Genomic DNA, 15,430 nt, shown 5'->3' with positions numbered 1-15,430 from the left:
AAACCCAAACCACACATGAAAAAAGTTTTACTTTTTGCAGCAGCGCTGCTATGCAGTACCCTATCGTTTGCACAGAATTATTGGAGACCCCACACCGACAACGCCAGGATCACACCCGACAAAGCCGTATCCCGGCTGGCATTCCCTACTGAGTTTCAACTGTTTGATCTGAATTTTACTCCCTTGCGGAACGAAATATTCAGAACCGTTGGCAATGCGTCATCACATGCAACTGTTATCTCCTTGCCTAATGCAGACGGAGAAATTGAACAATTCCAGATCGTAGAAGCTTCCAATTTCGAGCCCGCATTGCAGGCCCAATTCCCGGGAATAAGGGCATTCTCCGGGAAAGGCATTAGCGATAAACAGGCCACGTTGAAGTTGAGTATTTCCCCGCAGGGCATCCAGGCAATGGTCTTTCGTACAGAAAAGCCAAGCGAGTTCATTGAGCCTTACTCTGCTGACCACACTGTTTACACGGTATTTAAGAAACAGCCGAAGACCCTGCCATGGAAATGCTCTACCCCGGAGCAGCAATTGGCAACTAATATCAGCAGGCAGTTACCGGACGTTAATGCCAGGTCAACCGGCGATATGAAAACAATGCGCCTGGCGCAGTCAGTTACCGCTGAATACTCCAACTATTTCGGGGCTACCAGCGCTTCGCAGGTTGGATTAGTGCTGGCAGCTGTCAACGCTACACTCACCCGTTGTAACGGTGTGTATGAAAAGGACCTGGCGATCCACCTCAACCTGATCGCGGCAACCACCAATGTGTTCTATTACAATCCTTCAACAGACCCCTATTCCCCGGCCAGCTCCGGCGCAGGGGGAGCCTGGAACAGCGAGTTGCAGAATACATTGACCTCCGTGATTGGTGCGGCAAATTATGATATCGGTCACCTGTTCGGCGCATCCGGCGGCGGTGGTAACGCCGGTTGTATCGGTTGCATTTGTGTCAATACATCAAAAGGTAGCGGCTTTACTTCTCCTGCTGATAATATTCCGCAGGGAGATAATTTCGATATCGATTATGTAGTGCATGAAGTAGGGCATCAGTTAGGCGCCAACCACACTTTCTCCATGAGCAATGAAGGCACCGGCGTGAATGTGGAACCTGGTTCCGGGATCACTATTATGGGTTATGCCGGTATTACCAGCCAGGATCTGGCCCCGCATTCTATTGATATTTATCATGCGGCTTCCATTGCGCAGATCCAGGCCAATCTCTCCAGCAAAACCTGCCCGGTCACTACCAGTATCTCTGCCAATAACGCAACGCCCGTTGTGAATGCCGGCGGTAATTTCACGATTCCTATCAGTACTCCCTTTGCATTGACCGGTTCTGCCACCGATGCCAATGCCGGCGATGTGCTGACCTACTGCTGGGAGCAAAATGATAATGCATCCTCCTCACAAACAGGATCCGCCAGTGTGGCCAGCGCCAGCAAAGCATCCGGCCCCAACTGGATCTCATTTTCGCCAAGCACCTCACCAACAAGATATTTCCCCAAAATGTCAACTATTCTTGCCGGCGGTTTAGTGTCAGGCCCATTGTCGGGCGGTGATGCAGGAGCAAATACGGAAGCGTTGAGCTCCGTTTCAAGAACTTTGCATTTTCGCCTGACGGTAAGGGATAACGCTCCATATAGTTCTACTGCACCTGTATCTATCGGGCAAACCAATTTTGCGGATATGACGGTAACCGTGTCTAATTCATCCGGGCCTTTTTCGGTGACTGCTCCCAATACAAATGTATCCTGGGCAGGCAATTCATCACAAACCGTCACCTGGAATGTGGCGAATACCACTGCATCCCCGGTTAGCTGCGCCAACGTAAAGATCTCTATCTCTACAGACGGTGGCACTACCTTCAGCACATTAGTGGCAAGCACGCCTAATGACGGCAGCGAGGTGATAACTGTTCCTAATACACCCACTACCACAGCCAGAGTGAAGATAGAAGCGGTAGGGAACATCTTCTTCGATATTTCGAACACCAACTTCACGATCACATCTGGTTCAGGCTGTACTGCTCCGGCCGGCTTAATTGCTTCTGCTGTTACCAATACTGCTGCTACAGTAGGATGGACAGCGGTAAGCGGCGCTGTATCATATGATGTAGATTATAAAGCAGCTTCGTCTTCCACGTGGATCAATGCTGCAACTGCAACAACCGCCACTTCTGTTGGCTTAACCGGTCTTACAGCAGGAACTACCTATGATTACCGGGTAAGAACCAATTGCAGCACCGGCAGCAGCACTTATTCAGCGGCACAGTTTACTACAACAGGAGGCATTACCTGTACTGCGCCCACTGGTTTAACCAGTGCAGGGGTAACAACCACCGGGGCTACTGTTAGCTGGTCAGCCGTAAGCGGCGCCCTGAGCTACGATGTAGACTATAAAACAAATGCGTCCTCAACCTGGATCAATGCCGTAACCGGAACTGCTTCCACGTCTGTTAATTTGAGCGGGTTAAGCTCCGCCACTTTATATGACTGGAGAGTAAGAACAAATTGTTCCGGTGGCAACAGTACATATGCTACCGCACAATTCACTACATTGACGGTATCCGGTTGTCAGAATACATTGGATAATGCAAGCAACGGAACGATCAGCGGTGCTGCCACCATTCCGTTTAATACCGATGTAACTGGTCTCATCAGCCCAAGCGGTGATGTGGATCATTATAAATTTGTGATCACTACCAGCGGTACTATCACAATTACATTGCGCACCCTGCCTGGCGACTATGACCTGAAACTGCTGAACAGCACAGGCGGACAGATCGCTATTTCACAATTAGGCGGCACCAGCAACGAAACCATCAGCAGAACGGTTAGTCCGGGTACCTACTACGCACAGGTGTATGGTTACAACGGGGCTAATAGCGCTACTACCTGTTACACATTACGGGTACAGTTAGGTACCGCTACCCGCGGAACTGATCCCGCTGATGCGATCACTAACAAAGTGCAGAAAGTAGGCGTATTTCCGAACCCTGCTACCAATATAGTGAACATCAACCTCGCCGGGTACACAGGAAAATCAGATGTGCGGATGTTTGATGTAAATGGCCGGGTGGTATTGCATCGCCAGGTAAGTATGGATAACTCGCAGCTGGATATTTCTACATTGCCTGCAGGTGTTTATATAATCAAGATCAGGAACGGAGAGAATGAAGTGAGCACTACGAAGATCGTTAAACAATAAAGGAAATATTGCACCTGGTTACAGAAAAGCCAGTGTCTCGTGAAGGGGCACTGGCTTTTTTTAGATAGCGTTTACTTCCCGGTAATAGTCGCGCGATAAACACGTATTTTTGTGTATAAGCACGAAAGTCTGATGGAATCGATAACACCTTTCATTAATAATGTTACCAAAAAGATCGCGCTTTCCGGGGCAAATCTTGACAAACTTATCGCCGCGTTTAAGATGGTTAAAGTGCGTAAAAAACAGTTTGTCATACAACCCGGTTTTGTCGCCAAATACCGGTTCTATGTGCTCAAAGGCGCTTTCCGGTCTTATGTGATCGATGAAAAGGGTAACGATTGTACTATACAATTTGCTATAGAAGACTGGTGGATCTCCGATTATAATAGTTATATCTATCAAACCCCGGCAACACAGTTCGTGGTTGCGCTGGAAGACAGTGTCGTGCTCCAAATTGGCTATGAGGCAGAGCAGGAATTGAAAGCGGCTGATCACCAGTTGGAGACGCTTTTCCGGATGATGGCTGAAAAATCAGCAGCCTTTTATGCACGGCGTATTGTTTCCAACCTGACGCAGGATGCAGAGCAGCGTTATAATGAATTCGTGGAGACATATCCGGACGTGGCGCAACGCTTACCTCAATATGCCCTTGCGTCCTACCTGAATATGACCAAAGAGTTCCTTTCCAAGATCCGCAACGATAAGGTGAAGAAAAAGTGAACTGGTTCAACCGTTTTTTTTAATGTAGTTCATTTTTAGTGGCCTTAAGTCCTGGTAGTTTTGTGATGTAAAAACGCATCAAAAATGTCAGGTAAATTAAAAAACAAAGTAGCCGTTGTTACCGGCGGTAGCAGCGGTATCGGTTTGGGAATCGCCAAACGTTTCGCGGAAGAGGGGGCTAAAGTAGCCATTACCGGCCGTAATCAGGCAACTATCGATAAAGCAATCAAAGAAATTGGCCCTGATGGATTGGGCATCCAGGGCGATGTGTCCAGGCTGGATGACCTTAGCCGGATTTACAGCACCGTGGAAGAAAAGCTGGGCAAGATAGACGTGCTGATCGTGAATGCAGGCGTTTATGTGCTTGGACCGCTGGCAGATTTTACTGAAGAACAGTTCGATAAAGTAAGTGACATTAACTTCAAAGGCGCTTTCTTTTCTGTGCAGAAGGCATTACCTGTACTGAAAGACGGCGCTGCCGTGGTACTGATATCTTCCACTGTGAATGAAAAGGGCATTCCCAATCATGCAGCTTATTCAGCTACAAAAGCGGCCGTTCGCTCGCTGGCCAGGAGCTTCTCTGCTGAGCTGCTTGACAGGAAGATCCGGGTAAATACGCTTTCTCCGGGCCCCATCGATACGCCCGTGTTTCATACAGTTACCGGCGATGCTGGCGAAGCAAAGGCAATGATGGAAGCTATGGCTGATTTTACACCGGTTAAGCGGGTAGGGACCTCAGAAGAGATCGCAGCTGCGGCATTATATCTCGCAACAGAAGATTCTGCCTTCATGCTGGGCGCGGAGATCCTTCTTGATGGCGGTCTGAGAGAGCTGTAATTCAGCTTCACACACTGAAAAGAATGAGCTGGCGCAAACGCCGGGAAACGACAAACCCGCTCCTGGAAGCGGGTTTGTCGTTTATAGCGGTGATAAATGCGTTGTTTTACTGCACATGGGCATTAGGAGGAGCATAAATAGGGGAGAAGCCATAGTAGCTGCTCCTGCTTACACTAATACTACCGGAAATAGAAAATGTTCTATCGTTGCTGATATACATCAGGCCTACTTTGGCAGCAGGATAAATACCGGAATTATTGACCCGCATGGAGCTATAGTTTTTGTTAATCCCGGGTTGATAGAATGCACCATTGTATTGTAAAAGATAAGGAGTTGCAGAAACGCCGCCAAAAGCAACGAGGTTATTGCTTAGCTGGCGATTAATCATTAGTTCTAAAGGAGCCGAAAGGTAATTAGCGCTTCCCCCTTTAAATGCAAGAAAACCAGTCGAAATCCCGGCATATTTTGTCACAAACCACTTCTTTTGAAGATAGTTGGTATCAGCCCGCTGTTCAGGATGGACCTGCGCTTTTGTTGCCAAAGCCGACAAAAAAATGGCTGCAAAAATGATTGCACGTTTCATACTATGAAGATAACCAACCTTTTGTTAATATTATTCTAAATGCAATTTTATTGTTATATTTGATTGATAACCAGTTTAACTCAGGATACACGGGTATGCAAACTTCCAGCACACATGATCAGCGCATCGCAAAAATGACCTTTGCCTCGGTCTATCCCATGTATGTTGCAAAAGTGGAGAAGAAGGGCAGAACAAAGGAAGAATTGCACCAGGTGATAGCATGGTTAACAGGTTTCGATGATAAGAAACTGCAGGAATTAATAGATGAAAAAGTAACTTTTGAAACATTCTTTCAACGCGCTTCGCTTAACCCCAATGTGCATCTCATCACCGGCATGATCTGCGGATATCGCGTAGAGGAGATCGAAAATCCCTTGACACAGCAAGCCAGGTACCTGGATAAACTGGTAGATGAGCTGGCGAAGGGCAGGAAAATGGAGAAGATCCTGCGCAAATAAGCCCCGAATTGCAGGGCCGACCTCCTATACGAACTATCCGAATTTCGCTTTTAGTACAAGCATCGCTATATTAAGCACGAGCGCAAAAATATTGGTGGCTATGATCGGGAAATCGGACTTATCAATGCCGTAATAGATCCACAAACTGTTCCCTGTCATCATCACAATGAACATAAATACGGAAACATCATCCGCCTTCCGGAGCTTAATGGTTTTAATCAATTGGGGGATCAGTGAGGACGAAGTACAGATACCTGCTGCCAAACCCAGTATTTCGATCAATTGCATAGTGATATCAATACCAATTATCATACCCCCGGATAGCAAAGATGGGGCTGGCGCTGGCACAGCGTTTGAACGCTGAATGAAAACCGCCTGCATGAAAATAGCAACCTATAACGTGAATGGCGTAAATGGCCGCCTGCCGGTATTGCTCCGTTGGTTAGAAGAATCAAAACCGGACATTGCCTGTTTGCAGGAGCTGAAAACCTCAGACGAAAAGTTTCCCGGGAAAAGCCTTAAAGAAATTGGCTACAGCTCAATCTGGCATGGACAGAAAAGCTGGAACGGCGTAGCCATACTTGCAAAAGATGGTCATCATTTGGAGGAGATTGGAAAAGGGCTCCCCGGAGATCCGGAAGATCTGCAAAGCCGGTATATTGAAGCAAAGGTCAACGGGATCATTATTGCCTGCCTCTATCTTCCAAATGGTAACCCCGCTCCCGGGCCAAAATTCGATTACAAAATGACCTGGTTTAAGCGGTTGCTTAAGAAGGCAGGGCGCCTGGTGAAGTCCGGTTCACCTGTGGTATTGGTAGGCGACTATAATGTAGTGCCCACAGAAATGGATGCACATAAACCGGAACGCTGGGTGAACGACGCCGTCTTTTTTCCTGAGCCCCGGGCAACATTTCAAAAACTGTTAAAGCAAGGCTGGATAGATGCCATACGGCAGCTTTACCCCGATCAGAAAATATTCACCTACTGGGATTATTTCGGTAATGCGTTCAAACGGGACGCCGGAATTCGTATGGATCACTTTTTATTAAGCCCTGATCTGGGAAAACACCTGCTCGCAGGCGGAATAGATAAGCATGTCAGAGCCTGGGAGAAAACAAGTGACCACGCGCCGGTTTGGATCGAAATCGCATGACAGGATGATGATCCCCAAAAAAATATTTGTCCATTTCAGAATTATTCACAACCTTAGTGTCCTATTTCACTAGTACACCACATGGTCACCATCCAAAACCTACACTTCTCCTATCGCCGGCAACAGGTCTTATCCGGTCTCGATATGACATTGTCGGCCGGGTGTATATATGGCTTGCTGGGTCGGAATGGAACCGGGAAATCCACCTTGCTCCGTAATATTGCCGGATTTCTTTTCCCGCATAGTGGAGAGATCGATGTACTGGGCTATGAACCGCGTAAACGGCAACCTTCCTTTCTTCAAAAAGTATTTCTTGTACCGGAAGATATACAGTTACCTGCCATCGGACTGGACCAGTGGCTGAAATATACAGCGCCATTCTATGGCGGTTTCGACCGCAACGCATTCGAACATTATTGCCGTGAGCTGGAAGTGCCGATCGTTTCCCGCCTGACAGATATGAGCTACGGACAACAGAAGAAGGTCCTCATCAGCTTTGCGCTCGCAACGAACGCGGAGCTGCTGTTAATGGACGAGCCTACCAATGGACTGGACATTGTCAGCAAGAATCAATTCAGGAAAGTGATAGCCGGCGCCATCAACGAGCGGAAATGTATGCTGATCTCCACTCACCAGGTAAATGATCTTGAACAGCTGATAGACCGTGTGATGGTCATGGATAAATGCCGGATCATCTTTGACCAGGGCATCGATACCATTGCCGAAAAGCTGCTGTTCAAACTATCACGGGATGAGAACGAGGAAGCGATGGCCATTTATCGTGAATATGCTTTAAGCGGGAATGCTTTAATTCTTCCCAACTATTTACAGGAAGAAAGCCGAACCAACCTGGAAATGCTCTATAAAGCAGTTAATACAGACGAGAAAGTTATAAATGCTTATTTCAAATGAACGCCTATTCATCAGAAGTTTTTCATTTTGAACGATGGCAGATGCTGCTGGGAAGGCACTGGGCGGAGAATGGCAAACGTTATATATTGTTTGTCCTGGCCCTCGCGGGCATCTTACTGGCTTGGTTTTCATTCCTGCTGACGGTGGACAGCTGGTCGCTGATAGACATCACAACGCAATTCTCCACCTACTTTTTTGGATTGTATGTGGCCGGTTGCCTGTATGCAGGATCACTCTTCTCAGACCTGTGCTTAAAGCGGGAAGGTATTTCATTCCTCGCCCTGCCCGCCTCTCAGCTGGAAAAGTTGCTTTGTGTGCTCTTTTATGGCGTGTTGGTTTTCTTTGTTACGTACACAGTGGTGTTTTACCTGATCGACATTCCTATGGTGCAGCTGAGCAACCGGATCCTTGAACAGCATCCCCGTAATATGCCAAATGCTATGGTCAGGGTGGCGCCCACCATTGTTTATAACGTCTTTACCGGGGAACAGGGGCCCTATTTTGAAAGAAACAATCATCTATTTTTGCTGGGCTTTTTCTCCGTTCAGGGAGTGTTTTTCCTAGGCCCCCTGTATTTTTCCCGTTTTGTTGTCATTAAGTCGATTCTGGTTGTGCTGTGCGGTATGTTTGTCATGGTGGTCTTTCATGAGCGGATAGTAAACCTGTTTCTTCCACATGGCTGGCGTCTACTGCATTTTTCCTGGGTGCAGTATGACGACGTAGGTCATCCGGCGCATTTTGTCTATTTATCCCGATGGCTGACAAATGCTTTGGTAGCCCTCGCGCAATATGGGATGCCCGGCCTGGTTTGGACTATCGCTTATTATCGTCTCACGGAAAAAGAAATTTAATAGCATGCAGTTTAAAGAATCTCAACCTATTTATTTGCAGATCGCAGAATTTGTGTGCGAGAAGATCCTGCTGGGAGCCTGGCCGGCCGGAGAGCGTGTGCCTGCGATCAGGGAGCTGGCAGTGCAGCTGGGTGTTAACCCCAATACAGTATTGCGTACCTATGATGTGCTGCAACAGGAGGGAGTGATCGTCAACAAAAGGGGCGTAGGCATCTTTGCAGCGGATGATGCAATAGAACAGGCTACCCGTTACCGCAAAACGCGGTTTATCGAAATGGACCTGCCCCAGCTTTTCCGTAGCCTTTATTTATTGCAGATCGACCTGGCGGAGCTAAAACCCCGGTATGAGCAGTTCAAAAAACAGTTCAAAAAGGAACTACAGAAATAGGCGGATATGAAAAAGAGTACCAGGCTGATATGGATCTCCGTATTCACTGTTGTGCTGATCACGGTGGCCGTCAATTTGTTCCTGTACCGCCAGCTGCTGCTTGGGAATGTAGTTACGCTCAAACAGGTGCAGGCCACCCGGCTGCAGCGCTTCAATTTATCAGGCATTAAAAATGTAGTGCTGAACGGAACTGTTTGGGTGAATATCATCCCGGCCGATGCAGATTTTATAGAAATACCAAAGGAAGAATTCGGGGCGCGGATGAACGAAGGGAGCGTATTGACCAATGCTTTAGAGGTACGGGGTGGAATAACGCCGGTGCTCCGGCAGGAGGGTGACACCTTGTATGTGCAGGGATCATTCCGGCAGCCATTGCACCGTCCTTATGCAGATTGGTTTTACCGGCAAAGCATCGGGCAGATCAATCTTTATTCTTCATCGCTGCGCAGTATCAAAATAGTCAACGGACAAATGCTTATAAGAGGCGGACCGGCGCCTGTTCCCCCAAAATCTTTTTCACTGGATGCCGTGAATGCAACCGTGTGGTTTGCAGAACAGGATGCGCAGGACGTCGGGAATGTCAAACGATATGAACTGCCTGATGAGTTTTTCGATTCGGTAAATATCCGCTGCGTTAACACCGTGATGTTGCTGAACAGCACTGCAGTGATGCACTGTCTGTCTGCCCGCCTGGATAGTGCATCAGAATTGATTGACAGGAAAGCACGGGTCGGTCAGCCACACGTTAATGCCAGTGCTGACAGCCGTGTATCTTTGACAGGAAAGAACCTCATAAAAACAACAATAGAAATCCACTAATCAAATCTTATTTCATGAAGCTTACTATTGATAGGTTATCCAAAACCTATTCTAATGGCGTGCGCGCTATTCACAACGTTTCCCTTACGTTGGAGAACGGTATGTTTGGCCTGCTCGGGCCCAATGGCGCAGGTAAATCCTCGCTGATGCGCACCATCGCCACCCTACAGGAGCCAGACTCCGGAAGCATAAGCCTGGACGATATCAATGTGCTCACCGATAAATCCGGACTGAGAAAACGGCTGGGTTATCTGCCCCAGGAATTCGGTATTTATCCGCGTATATCCGCTTTGCAGATGTTGGATCATGTGGCCCGGCTCAAAGGGGTAGGGGCAGCTGCGGAGCGTAAAGATCTTGTACTGGGTTTGCTGGATAAAGTGAATCTCTATAAAGAACGTCACCGCAGGCTGGGTACTTATTCAGGAGGAATGAAGCAGCGTTGGGGCATTGCACAGGCACTGGTGGGCAATCCGCAACTGATCATTGTGGATGAGCCCACAGCGGGACTTGATCCCGCGGAGCGCAACCGCTTTTACAACCTCCTGAGCCAGTTGGGAGAGCAGACGATTGTCATTCTTTCCACACACATCGTAGAAGATGTGAGTACGCTGTGCTCGCGTTTCGCTATTATTTGCCACGGGGAAGTGCTCTATAGCGGCGAGCCGGAAGCCGCCGTTGCTGCACTGGAAGGGAAGATTTATTCCCGGAAGATCCGTCAGGATGAGATTGCATCGTACCGGCAGCAATACCCGATCATCAGCACACAACTAAAAGCCGGGCATTTGCATATCAGGATCAGGAGCGATGACAATCCCGGCAACGGCTTTATGCCCGCTGAACCCAGCCTGGAGGATGTGTATTTCACCTATATCGCCACAAAAATGGACGTGAATACCCTTTAAATATGATCCTATGTTCATCGAATTGTTTTTATTCGAAATAAAATACCGGCTTAGCCGTCCCGCCTTTTATTGCTATCTCTTCCTTGTGCTTGTTTTCTCTGTTATCACCTTTTGCAAGGGAGATGTGCCAGCGGGAGATGGTGTGCATATCAATGCGCCTTCGGTGCTGATACAGTATGCATCGCTCATGTCCTTCTTCCTGATGTTGATGAGCGCCTTCTTTATGGGCGTTGCGCTTTACAGGGATATTGAGCATGGCGTCAGTGAATATTATCTTTCCTATCCCATCACCAGGCCGGGTTATTTCTGGGGAAGGTTCCTGGGATCTTTTGTATTCGTGGCTCTTACTGGCGCCGCCATTATGGCCGGCGCCTGGTTGGGGAGCTTACTGGGACCGCTGCTGCATTTACAGCCGGCTGAGCGCTTCGGGCCTAACCGTTTTCTTTATTACTGGCAGCCCTATTGGACGATCGTCCTCCCCAACCTCTTCTTTACTGCTGCGCTCTTCTTCGGCCTGGTATCGGCCTTTCGTACCGTGAAAGTAATTTACAGCGGAGCCATGTTCCTCTTTCTCGGCTATCTCATCGGAAATTTCTTTTTAAATAATATCCATAACCTTAACGTGATCTATCTGAGCGATCCTTTTTTGCTGAACGGACTGCGGCTTTCGCTGCGTGACTGGCCGCCATCCCAGCTGAATTCCTCCGTGCTGATGTTTGATGGCCTGCTGCTGCAGAACAGGATCCTTTGGATGTCACTGGGCCTGGCCATTGTCCTGCTTACCTATTGGCGCTTTAGCTTCGGGCGTTTTTTCAGGGGAGCAGGCGCAAAGAAAATTTCCGCAGAGCGCTTCATTGACAAGGATAAACGCTGGAAGCCACGCAGCCTGCAAGTGCAATTTGGCGGCGCCTATAACGGCAAGATGATCCTGAACCTTGCCAGGATAGAAGTGCTCAACATTGTAAGAGATACCTATTTCTGGATCATACTCACAGGCGGCTATATATTTCTGGGCTTTATCTTTTTTCATGGCCCGCGTAGTTATACTGTACCGGACTATCCGCGAACCGTCTACTTCGTGAGTGCATTTATAGAAGCATTCTTATTTTTTATTTTCCTGATCATCGTATTTTATACCGGGGAGACGGTTCACCGGGAAAAGCTGACCCGCTATAGCTTTATCAATGACACCCTGCCGCCTCCCACCTGGGTCTTCAATTGTGCAAAGCTGATCAGTGTTATTTTGCTGGGGCTTGGGTTGGCCCTGACCCCTGTATGGATAGGATTGATCACCCAGGTAGTAAATGGTTACACTTCCTATAACCTGCCGTTGTATGCCTCTTCCGAATTGGTGATGATCATCCCGCGTGTATTGGAGTATGTGCTGTTTTGTTATGCTATTCATATCGCTGTTGATAATAAGTATCTTGGTCATGGTATCGCGATTGCCATTTTTGCCTTGCTCTTTGGTATTACCAACTTTGGTTATGCAGACTATTACCTGTTGCTATATTCCTATGTCCCCAGGGTCTGGGCATCAGACATGGATGGCGTTGGTCATATGGTGAAACCTTTGTTGTGGTATAACGTGTATTGGACTTTGGCCGGCGCGGTATTGGTGGTACTTGGCTCTTTATGGTATAGCCGGGGCACGCGCTCTGCCTTCCGTGAAAAGTGGAAGCTGGCGGCACAACGCTTTGCCGGTATGGCCCGTTTCGGGGTCATCGCATTGAGTGTAGCCTTTTTAGCTACCGGGGCTTACATCTATTATAACGTAAGCTGCCTGAATGAATACCTTACGCCCGGCGAGAGGAAGGAGAGAGCCGCTATCGCAGAAATGAAAATGAAGAAATATGCAGCGTTGCCGCTTCCCAAAGTTACCCGGATCCGCATGGAGGTAGCCGCCTGGCCCGATCAAAAGAAGCAGGAGACCAGGGCCTTCTGTACTATTGCCAACAAAGGGAAAGTGCCTATCGATAGTTTACTGCTGGATGGTGGTAACGCGGAGTATCAGATACTGGCCAATGATAGGGAACTGTCTTATACCTGCCCGCTTTATTTCCCGCCGGGAAAATTCAATAGCTTCCGCTCATCAAAGGCGCCTTCAGACTATCGGGTGTACCAGCTGCCCCGCCGCCTGAATCCGGGCGACACCATGACGCTGGAGCTTCGCTGTACGGTGGCCTACAAGGGCTTCCAGAACGGCTTGTACGCAGCACAGCTGCTGGATAACGGTATCCTGACAAACGGCAATCTGCCGGATCTGGGCTATGATCAGGGTGATGAACTGGTGAGGGTGGACGAACGCAAAGAGTATGGCCTGCCGCAGAAAAAATACATCCGTATTCCGCAGGATGATCCGGCAGGAAGAATGGAAACCTATAATGGTTTCAATGCAGACCTGGTGAGCACAGATATTTTGATGAGTGTTCCGGAGGGGCAATGGGCCCTGGCGCCGGGTGCATTGAAGCAGGAATGGATCAAGGCCGGCCGGCATTACTTTCATTACGTGCAGGATAGTCCGCTGGTGTATATGCCATATGCAATGATGTCGGCCAGGTACGCGATGCGCACCGACACCGTACAACTGCAGAACGGACGGATTGTTCCCATCCGGCTTTGTTATAGCCCTATGCATGACAAAAACCTTTCGCATTTCAACACAGCCCTGAAGGATGGCCTGCATTATTTCTCAAAGGCCTTTGGCCCTTATCCATTTGCTTCCCTGGCGCTGGCAGAAACACCTGCCTATGGTCCACCCGGGATCTCCGTCCCCGGGGTGATCGGTCTGGCTGAACCTGACATGGGCTGGGTGGCAGATCTACGTGGAAACGCGGCGCCAGACTATCCTTATTTTAACGCAGCATCACAGCTTGCCCGGCAGTGGTGGAATTACGAGATCGCGGGTAATAATACGGAAGGCGCAAGGATCATTGGCGAGGCAATTGCCAGTTATGCTGCTTTACGTTTGATGGAGAAGCAATATGGGAAAGCCGGTACCCGGGCTATATATGACCGGATGCATAGTGATTATGGATGGAGAAGACGAATAGACTTTAATGTAGAAACGCCCTTGTTGTATGGTAACCAGGCTTATATTTCCAATCAGAAAGGTGCCCTGGTATTATACGGCTTAGCCGAAACACTGGGGGAGGATACCCTCAATGCAGCGCTCGCGGAATTCCTTGGAAAATGGTCTTTCCGGAATGGAGGCCCTTATCCGGGCGCCAATGATTTGTATGCTGTACTAAAGGCACACACGCCGGACTCTTTGCGTTATTATCTTACTGATACCTGGGAGAAGATCATTTTTTATGACAACAAGGTGATGGAGGCGACAGCTGAGCGTAAAGGTGGCAGCTATCGTGTCCGCCTGCAGGTTAAGATCAGGAAGCTGCAGTATGATGACAAGCGGCAGGAGCGGGAAGTAACCGATATGAACGATATTGTAGATATCGGTGTGTACGGCAAGTCATCCGGCAAAGGAGCGCCGCAGCTACTCCGGCTTTATAGCGCACGGTTTTCAGCAGGGGAGCATACTATTGATCTGGAGACGGATCAACAGCCGGCTTTTGTGCAGATAGATCCGGAGCGGAAGTTGTTGGATGTACGGGGTAGTGATGATCGGAAAGATTTAAAGTAGATATTGAAGTTCTAAAAGGGCTGCAAGCCTAAAACTTGCAGCCCTTTCTATCTAATGTCAAATCACACCATCTAATCCCATCCTGATAGCCGCTTCCACAGGATTCAATCTGTCTATATCTCCATCCGGTTGCAGATCATGCTTCAGCAGCAAGGGTGGCTGCGCCAGGAACCGTGGTTCGGTACCCCTGTTAAGCTGCGCTCTATGCACCAGGAAAGGATGACACAAATAAACAGTACCTGCCTTACCTGTTGCCAACGCCTCCTCTCTTACAGGTAAGGAAGAAAGTTGCATAGCCAGCTCCATAAAAGAAAGTCCCTGTTCACCTTTCTCCTTTAATAAGCGGGCCACCTCTATATGAGATCCCGCGCTGATGATAGTAGGTGCATCGAGCTCACCCACGTCCGAAAACAAGAACAGCATCAGTAATGCACGACCTTTCGACCGCCAGTTAACACGCCATTCGCTTCCCGGATCATCTCCCGGAAAGCTGGCATCTACATGCCAGCCGGTATCACCTGTATCTGCTGTTGCAGGAAAACGCACCGGGAAAGCGCCCATGCTGCCACAGCGCTGCCAATTGCCTTCTCCGGCCAGCTGATCGAACGCAGCATGCAGTACCGGTGTATTCGCAGCTGCTATAAATGGGGGCTGACTGTACATACCCAGCCAGACAACCGGTTTGGTCCAGGTAGCAGGAGCATCCGGCTCACAACCCATATCTTTCCATAAAATTTGACGTGCCGCTGCTGCCACTTGTGCATCAAATGCATGGTCTATCCGGATAAAGCCTTTATGAATGAAATGATCGATCTGCGCTTTATTTAATACTTCTTTCATGATAGTGAAATTGATAATGAGGAATGAATATGCCAGGGTATAGGCAAGCGTTTTCACGGCCCATGCAAAGGCCGTTTGCCCAGATGATGAAAAGAAGTATTAAAGTGT

Annotated in this window: 14 protein-coding genes; 11 read left to right on the top strand and 3 right to left on the bottom strand. The window is 48.5% G+C overall.

What is annotated here, in order from left to right; all coding sequences use genetic code 11:
- Positions 1-15 precede the first annotated feature (15 nt).
- From ACR9Y8_RS03350 to ACR9Y8_RS03340, 3 genes are all read left to right on the top strand, one after another.
- Positions 16-3,216 carry a reprolysin-like metallopeptidase gene (locus tag ACR9Y8_RS03350; RefSeq protein ID WP_481211816.1) on the top strand — a complete coding sequence of 1,067 codons (3,201 nt, stop codon included), beginning with the start codon at positions 16-18 and terminating at the stop codon, positions 3,214-3,216.
- A gap of 132 nt (positions 3,217-3,348) precedes the next feature.
- Positions 3,349-3,936, top strand: coding sequence for a Crp/Fnr family transcriptional regulator (locus ACR9Y8_RS03345; protein ID WP_481211815.1), 588 nt, complete (start codon positions 3,349-3,351; stop codon positions 3,934-3,936).
- Positions 3,937-4,020: 84 nt separating this feature from the next.
- Positions 4,021-4,773, top strand: coding sequence for an SDR family oxidoreductase (locus tag ACR9Y8_RS03340; RefSeq protein WP_481211814.1), 753 nt, complete (start codon positions 4,021-4,023; stop codon positions 4,771-4,773).
- A gap of 106 nt (positions 4,774-4,879) precedes the next feature.
- Here the strand turns inward: ACR9Y8_RS03340 and ACR9Y8_RS03335 are convergent, their stop codons facing one another.
- Positions 4,880-5,356: a hypothetical protein gene (locus tag ACR9Y8_RS03335; protein WP_481211813.1), complete on the bottom strand. Its 477-nt coding sequence runs from the start codon at positions 5,354-5,356 to the stop codon at positions 4,880-4,882.
- 95 nt (positions 5,357-5,451) lie between these two features.
- Between ACR9Y8_RS03335 and ACR9Y8_RS03330 the strand changes: the two genes are divergently transcribed.
- Positions 5,452-5,814 carry a DUF2200 domain-containing protein gene (locus tag ACR9Y8_RS03330; RefSeq protein WP_481211812.1) on the top strand — a complete coding sequence of 121 codons (363 nt, stop codon included), beginning with the start codon at positions 5,452-5,454 and terminating at the stop codon, positions 5,812-5,814.
- A 33-nt stretch (positions 5,815-5,847) separates the two neighbouring features.
- Here ACR9Y8_RS03330 and ACR9Y8_RS03325 read toward each other — a convergent pair whose 3' ends face one another.
- Entirely contained in the window at positions 5,848-6,102 is a 255-nt protein-coding gene (locus ACR9Y8_RS03325; RefSeq protein WP_481211811.1) for a SemiSWEET family sugar transporter, read from the bottom strand.
- 91 nt (positions 6,103-6,193) lie between these two features.
- Between ACR9Y8_RS03325 and xth the strand changes: the two genes are divergently transcribed.
- The 7 genes from xth to ACR9Y8_RS03290 all read left to right on the top strand — a co-directional run bounded on the left by xth (position 6,194) and on the right by ACR9Y8_RS03290 (position 14,482).
- Positions 6,194-6,967 carry an exodeoxyribonuclease III gene (gene xth, locus ACR9Y8_RS03320; protein ID WP_481211810.1) on the top strand — a complete coding sequence of 258 codons (774 nt, stop codon included), beginning with the start codon at positions 6,194-6,196 and terminating at the stop codon, positions 6,965-6,967.
- An 81-nt stretch (positions 6,968-7,048) separates the two neighbouring features.
- Positions 7,049-7,879, top strand: coding sequence for an ABC transporter ATP-binding protein (locus tag ACR9Y8_RS03315; RefSeq protein ID WP_481211809.1), 831 nt, complete (start codon positions 7,049-7,051; stop codon positions 7,877-7,879).
- A complete protein-coding gene (locus tag ACR9Y8_RS03310; RefSeq protein ID WP_481211808.1) occupies positions 7,876-8,730 on the top strand; it encodes a hypothetical protein in 855 nt (284 codons plus the stop codon). The genes ACR9Y8_RS03315 and ACR9Y8_RS03310 overlap by 4 nt, the downstream gene beginning before the upstream one ends.
- Positions 8,731-8,734: 4 nt before the next feature.
- The gene (locus ACR9Y8_RS03305) at positions 8,735-9,118 is read left to right on the top strand and encodes a GntR family transcriptional regulator (protein ID WP_481211807.1); all 384 of its coding nucleotides are present in this window, start codon (positions 8,735-8,737) and stop codon (positions 9,116-9,118) included.
- Between the two features lie 6 nt (positions 9,119-9,124).
- Entirely contained in the window at positions 9,125-9,937 is an 813-nt protein-coding gene (locus tag ACR9Y8_RS03300) for a hypothetical protein (RefSeq protein ID WP_481211806.1), read from the top strand.
- Between the two features lie 14 nt (positions 9,938-9,951).
- The gene (locus tag ACR9Y8_RS03295; RefSeq protein WP_481211805.1) at positions 9,952-10,839 is read left to right on the top strand and encodes an ABC transporter ATP-binding protein; all 888 of its coding nucleotides are present in this window, start codon (positions 9,952-9,954) and stop codon (positions 10,837-10,839) included.
- Positions 10,840-10,849: 10 nt separating this feature from the next.
- The gene (locus ACR9Y8_RS03290; RefSeq protein WP_481211804.1) at positions 10,850-14,482 is read left to right on the top strand and encodes an ABC transporter permease/M1 family aminopeptidase; all 3,633 of its coding nucleotides are present in this window, start codon (positions 10,850-10,852) and stop codon (positions 14,480-14,482) included.
- Between the two features lie 57 nt (positions 14,483-14,539).
- On the opposite strand, the gene ACR9Y8_RS03285 is transcribed toward ACR9Y8_RS03290, so the two are convergent.
- Positions 14,540-15,322 (bottom strand): phytanoyl-CoA dioxygenase family protein, encoded by a 783-nt coding sequence (locus ACR9Y8_RS03285; protein ID WP_481211803.1) that lies wholly within the window; start codon positions 15,320-15,322, stop codon positions 14,540-14,542.
- Between the last annotated feature and the right edge of the window lie 108 nt (positions 15,323-15,430).

The organism is Chitinophaga sp. SVR4-12A (assembly GCF_056754765.1).
Note: the sequence above shows the minus strand (reverse complement) of the source record. Positions and strands in the feature narration are given on the sequence as shown.

Bases quoted from the DNA above. Each gene is read 5' to 3' on its own strand.
- ACR9Y8_RS03350 (WP_481211816.1), top strand. From the start codon at position 16: ATGAAAAAAGTTTTACTTTTTGCAGCAGCGCTGCTATGCAGTACCCTA.
- ACR9Y8_RS03345 (WP_481211815.1), top strand. From the start codon at position 3,349: ATGGAATCGATAACACCTTTCATTAATAATGTTACCAAAAAGATCGCG.
- ACR9Y8_RS03340 (WP_481211814.1), top strand. From the start codon at position 4,021: ATGTCAGGTAAATTAAAAAACAAAGTAGCCGTTGTTACCGGCGGTAGC.
- ACR9Y8_RS03335 (WP_481211813.1), bottom strand. From the start codon at position 5,356: ATGAAACGTGCAATCATTTTTGCAGCCATTTTTTTGTCGGCTTTGGCA.
- ACR9Y8_RS03330 (WP_481211812.1), top strand. From the start codon at position 5,452: ATGCAAACTTCCAGCACACATGATCAGCGCATCGCAAAAATGACCTTT.
- ACR9Y8_RS03325 (WP_481211811.1), bottom strand. From the start codon at position 6,102: ATGCAATTGATCGAAATACTGGGTTTGGCAGCAGGTATCTGTACTTCG.
- xth (WP_481211810.1), top strand. From the start codon at position 6,194: ATGAAAATAGCAACCTATAACGTGAATGGCGTAAATGGCCGCCTGCCG.
- ACR9Y8_RS03315 (WP_481211809.1), top strand. From the start codon at position 7,049: ATGGTCACCATCCAAAACCTACACTTCTCCTATCGCCGGCAACAGGTC.
- ACR9Y8_RS03310 (WP_481211808.1), top strand. From the start codon at position 7,876: ATGAACGCCTATTCATCAGAAGTTTTTCATTTTGAACGATGGCAGATG.
- ACR9Y8_RS03305 (WP_481211807.1), top strand. From the start codon at position 8,735: ATGCAGTTTAAAGAATCTCAACCTATTTATTTGCAGATCGCAGAATTT.
- ACR9Y8_RS03300 (WP_481211806.1), top strand. From the start codon at position 9,125: ATGAAAAAGAGTACCAGGCTGATATGGATCTCCGTATTCACTGTTGTG.
- ACR9Y8_RS03295 (WP_481211805.1), top strand. From the start codon at position 9,952: ATGAAGCTTACTATTGATAGGTTATCCAAAACCTATTCTAATGGCGTG.
- ACR9Y8_RS03290 (WP_481211804.1), top strand. From the start codon at position 10,850: ATGTTCATCGAATTGTTTTTATTCGAAATAAAATACCGGCTTAGCCGT.
- ACR9Y8_RS03285 (WP_481211803.1), bottom strand. From the start codon at position 15,322: ATGAAAGAAGTATTAAATAAAGCGCAGATCGATCATTTCATTCATAAA.